4 protein-coding genes are annotated in these 4,367 nt (G+C 35.1%); 3 read left to right on the top strand and 1 reads right to left on the bottom strand.

The genetic code is table 11. The features are described 5' to 3' along the window. Nucleotides 1-815: 815 nt before the first annotated feature. The 3 genes from DBR11_RS18885 to DBR11_RS18875 all read left to right on the top strand — a co-directional run bounded on the left by DBR11_RS18885 (nt 816) and on the right by DBR11_RS18875 (nt 3,283). On the top strand, nt 816-1,193 hold the full coding sequence (locus DBR11_RS18885; protein ID WP_108554188.1) for a hypothetical protein: 378 nt from the start codon (nt 816-818) through the stop codon (nt 1,191-1,193). A 140-nt stretch (nt 1,194-1,333) separates the two neighbouring features. Beyond that, nucleotides 1,334-2,068, top strand: a complete 735-nt coding sequence (locus DBR11_RS18880) for a DNA cytosine methyltransferase (RefSeq protein ID WP_158275329.1) — start codon at nt 1,334-1,336, stop codon at nt 2,066-2,068. Between the two features lie 18 nt (nt 2,069-2,086). Further along, nucleotides 2,087-3,283 carry a DNA cytosine methyltransferase gene (locus DBR11_RS18875; protein ID WP_108554186.1) on the top strand — a complete coding sequence of 399 codons (1,197 nt, stop codon included), beginning with the start codon at nt 2,087-2,089 and terminating at the stop codon, nt 3,281-3,283. A 21-nt stretch (nt 3,284-3,304) separates the two neighbouring features. On the opposite strand, the gene DBR11_RS18870 is transcribed toward DBR11_RS18875, so the two are convergent. Further along, nucleotides 3,305-4,367 (bottom strand): phosphoadenosine phosphosulfate reductase family protein (locus DBR11_RS18870; RefSeq protein WP_108554185.1); only part of this gene is annotated, 1,063 nt, incomplete at its 5' end.

The raw sequence follows: 4,367 nt of genomic DNA, 5'->3' as shown, positions 1-4,367 counted from the left end.
GGTGTTGTATATATTTACCCTTATTAATTCTCTCTGATTATATAAAGAATCATTTCTGTATTTACCTAGATAAAAAAGATTTGTGGGCTTTCATACGGCACACAGATAGGTGAATAAATAATAATAGAAGGTGGGGTTACCTGGATGGGAACCCCTTCTTTTTTACTTTCCTTCGCATATCTTCATACTTTCTTCGCATAAACCTCATACAAACATGGGTTAAAGTACTTTTTTGCGAACATGGCATGAAGAAGGTATGAGGATGGCATCAGGATCTGGATAATTTGAGCAGTTCTTCCCTCTTTTGAAGCACAATCGAATATATAAAGGCATCTATATATTAAAATATATAGATGCCTTTATATATTCTTTTTCAATTGGCTAAAAATCCCCATCCAAAGGAGAATACAATTGCAAAAACGTACCTGAATATTCGTATCCTGAAAAACAGGAAACTCATAAGTAGCATAGAGCTAACGAAAATTATAATTCCAAGAATCCAATTTAAACTGTATTGTTTTACATGCCCAATAGGAAAAAAATGCACAGGAAAATAGCATTTCAAGTACAGTTAAAGGAGTTCCTCTCCTTCTAACGATAATTCTTTCTGCCATAGTAGGTTTATTAGTTTATTAAAATTTAATATTAAACTCTAAAAATCAACGCATTGCAAATAAACCACAACCGTATTTAACCGTATAATAAACGGATATTTTAGCGGATGTTATGCAATTTTATCGCCTCTTGCTCTACAACACTAGTATATACATGTAAAAAAATCATATTAGGTTGTATAAAAATAAACTTGATTAAAGATGGAAATAGAAAGGAAATGTGAAAATTGCGGGGAGACATTGAAAGGCCGTTCAGATAAAAAGTTTTGCGATGATTATTGCCGCAGCGGTTTTTACTATCATAAAAAGGCCGGTAAAACTTCAAGCTTGATTACACAAACAAACGCAATACTTCGTAAAAACAGACAAATTTTATTGAGTTTGAATACCGCTGGTTTAGCGTTGACAAGTAGAAAAGTACTACTTAACAAAGGATTTAACTTTGGCTATTTTACTGGAATGCTAAAAACAATGAATAATTCCCCCTATTTCTTTTGTTATGAAATGGGTTATCATTCCCTAAAGAAAGAAGAAATATTGATCGTTACGAAAATTGACTTCCAACGCCTAGAGGGTTAATTCCATTAAACGCTTAAGGTTATTCGTATAGATCCGTTTAATCACCGGATAGTGCTTTAGTAATCGCTGATTTTTGTTCCTATCATTTGCTTTTTCGCCAATAGATTAACAAATGTGGGTTAAAAAAATTTAGTCTAGTTATGAAACACGGATCACTTTTTAGCGGAATTGGAGGTTTTGACCTTGCTGCCCATCGGATGGGCTGGAATAATGTTTTTCATGTTGAAAAGGAAGATTATCAAAATAGTATCCTTAAGAAACATTTTCCAAAAAGCAAACAATATGGAGACATTAAAACTTTTGAGGCAAAACAATACGGAGGAGGAAAAATTGACATATTATCCGGTGGTTTCCCCTGTCAGGATATCTCGGCCGCCAATTTTAAATCAATTGGCATTGTGGGAAACAGATCTAGTTTATGGGGAGAATATGCCCGTATTATTTACGAAATCAGACCTCGCTTTGTCATTATCGAAAATAGCCCAAACTTGCTTAAAAAAGGATTTGAAAAAATCCTACATGACCTTTCCGAAATCGGGTATGATGCAGAATGGGAATGTTTCACTGCGGAAGCGTTTGGATATCCTCACAAAAGAGAGCGGATTTATATTATTGCCTACCCCAATGGCTTCAGACAACAGAGATCGGGGTACATATTTGAAAACGTCCGCTATAACCAGGAGAGCAAAGATTGGGAAACAAATAGGGTTATCAATGCTATTCAACGGAAAACCTTGCCCCCATTGTGTAAGTCAAATCATGGGTTTCCCACCCAATTGGCTCTCACAGGACTAGGAAATGCTATTGTTCCAGAGATTGCTTATCAGATTTTTCAGGCCATAATTCGGTTTGAAGCAGTAAATAATTCCATATAACGATACAATAAATAAAAAATGGATAGAAAATTTAACTCAATAATAAAAGTTGGGGTGCCAAAGATATTGTCTTTCTTTTCTGGCGCTATGGGTTTAGATATTGGACTTCACAGAGCTGGATTTCAGACGCTATTGGCTTGTGAAATCGACAAGCCTAGTCGAGAGACAATCTTGTTTAACAAACCGGATATAGGTCTAATCGGTGATATTAGATCGTATTCTGCTCAACAAGTTCTTCATTATGCTGGTTTAAATATGGGAGATACAGTTGAGTTGATGGCAGGAGGACCGCCCTGCCAAGCCTTCAGTACTGCTGGAAAGCGAAAAGGATTTGATGATGAGAGGGGGAATGTATTTTTAAAATATCTAAGCTTGATTGAAGAGATAAGGCCTATGTATATTATTATTGAAAATGTTCGCGGTATTTTATCAACAAAGTTTTCTATACTTGAGGAAGATTCCATGTCTAAGAATTTATCTCCCTTATTTAGACAACAACCAGGCTCGGCATTATTTTATATAAAAAAGCGATTAGAACTAGCAGGTTACAAAATCAGTTTTAATTTATACAATTCGGCCAATTTTGGAACACCTCAAATTCGAGAAAGGGTTATTATTAGCGGTGCATTAAATGGTGATAGACTCCCATTTCTATGTCCAAGTCACCATAAGGATGGAGATTTTGGTTTAAAAAATTGGACTACTTTCAAAGATGTAGTATCAAATATGGATGGCAGCTGTGATTACATTAATTTTCCAGAAAAGAGATTAAAGTTTTATAAGTTTCTTAAGCCAGGTCAAAACTGGAGACACCTTTCAAATGAACAACAGAAAGAAGCTTTGGGCAATGTTTATTATTTATCTGGGGGCAAAACAGGATTCTTTAGAAGGTTAGCATGGGATAAACCTGCTCCGACTATCGTTACTCATCCGGCAATGCCAGCCACCGATCTTTGTCATCCTACAGAAGATAGGCCATTATCTATACAAGAATGCAAAAGAGTACAGGAATTTCCTGATGATTGGGTAATTAAGGGTTCGATTTTAGATCAGTATAGGCAAATTGGCAATGCAGTTCCGATTAGTTTGGGCAAAGCTGCTGGCAAATTAATTATGTCAGGTTTAACAGGAAAGGTTACTCAACCATTAAAAGGCTTCTCGTACTCCCGGTACAAGAACACTTCCGATGAGTCATGGCAGGTAAATGGTATTTAAGTTTATAAAGTGGATAAAAAACTATAGAAAACATGTCAGACACCCATCGTCATCTGTATCCCAAAGATCAAGCAATTTATTTGAAGATTCATTTTTTGAAGCCCTTTGTTGATTAGTTAAAAATTCCTGTTTAATTTGATTAATCCGTTCTGGATGAATCAGCTCCTCGAGTCGTTCGTCCTTCATCCAACTATATCCACCGTTTTCATACTCCATGGCTAAAAAGAACTTTGCAGGATTTTGTTCATATAACCAAACCCACTCTATTTTACGTTGAAAGAAGCAAAAGAAACATCCGGATCGGCTACGATTATACATTCCACTCCGACCATCAACCTGGTAAGGAATTTCTTTATAATATGCTGGTACGCCTACGCCACTTTCAATTAGTATTTTAAAAATATCATCACGAACCAAATTGGCTTCATTATCTAATAATGGAAAATCTTCAACCAATGCTATTGGCAAATCACTGCCTTTTAGAAACTGAAAAATTACGTGATTAAATTCTTTTATACCTAAACCAATTAAGGACCTAAGTTTTTGATTCTGGATATACGATAGAGAAAGTGGCGTTTTTATTATATCTGCTGCTTTCTGATATAGATCTTGTGTTAAAAACTCCTTGTAGATTTTTAGAAGTTTATGTTGATCATTGTTTGATAAGACTCTATTAATGACATCTTCACTCCATATATTTTCTCTGAAGGGAAAGATAGATTGAATAGTTGATTTACTAGAAATATAACCTTCCCTGTCTTCATCTCCTCGTATACCGACGTAGGAGATTGTTGGTATAGCACCGATAAATTTTTCAAAAGGCTCGATTTTTAGCTTTTTTGTACACCATCTTGCATTTGCAGATGGAAGGTAACCGCCATATTGATTATAGTAGAAATCAAATGGATTGTCTTTAAAACCTTCTCTAGCATCCAACCTTTGAATACTAACACCAAGTTTAGATTCTAAATTCTTAATAAGTTGGTATGTTTCGTCTAATTCCTTGCCAGTATCGCAAGTATAAAATTCAATATCCATCTGTGGATAAAGTGATTTCAGATATATTACTAAAGCGGCACTATCT

It is taken from the genome of Pedobacter sp. HMWF019 (genome assembly GCF_003061025.1).
Classification (GTDB): Bacteria; Bacteroidota; Bacteroidia; order Sphingobacteriales; family Sphingobacteriaceae; genus Pedobacter.
This window is presented reverse-complemented; position numbering and strand designations above follow the sequence as displayed.

Bases quoted from the DNA above. Each gene is read 5' to 3' on its own strand.
- DBR11_RS18880 (WP_158275329.1), top strand. From the start codon at position 1,334: ATGAAACACGGATCACTTTTTAGCGGAATTGGAGGTTTTGACCTTGCT.
- DBR11_RS18875 (WP_108554186.1), top strand. From the start codon at position 2,087: ATGGATAGAAAATTTAACTCAATAATAAAAGTTGGGGTGCCAAAGATA.
- DBR11_RS18885 (WP_108554188.1), top strand. From the start codon at position 816: ATGGAAATAGAAAGGAAATGTGAAAATTGCGGGGAGACATTGAAAGGC.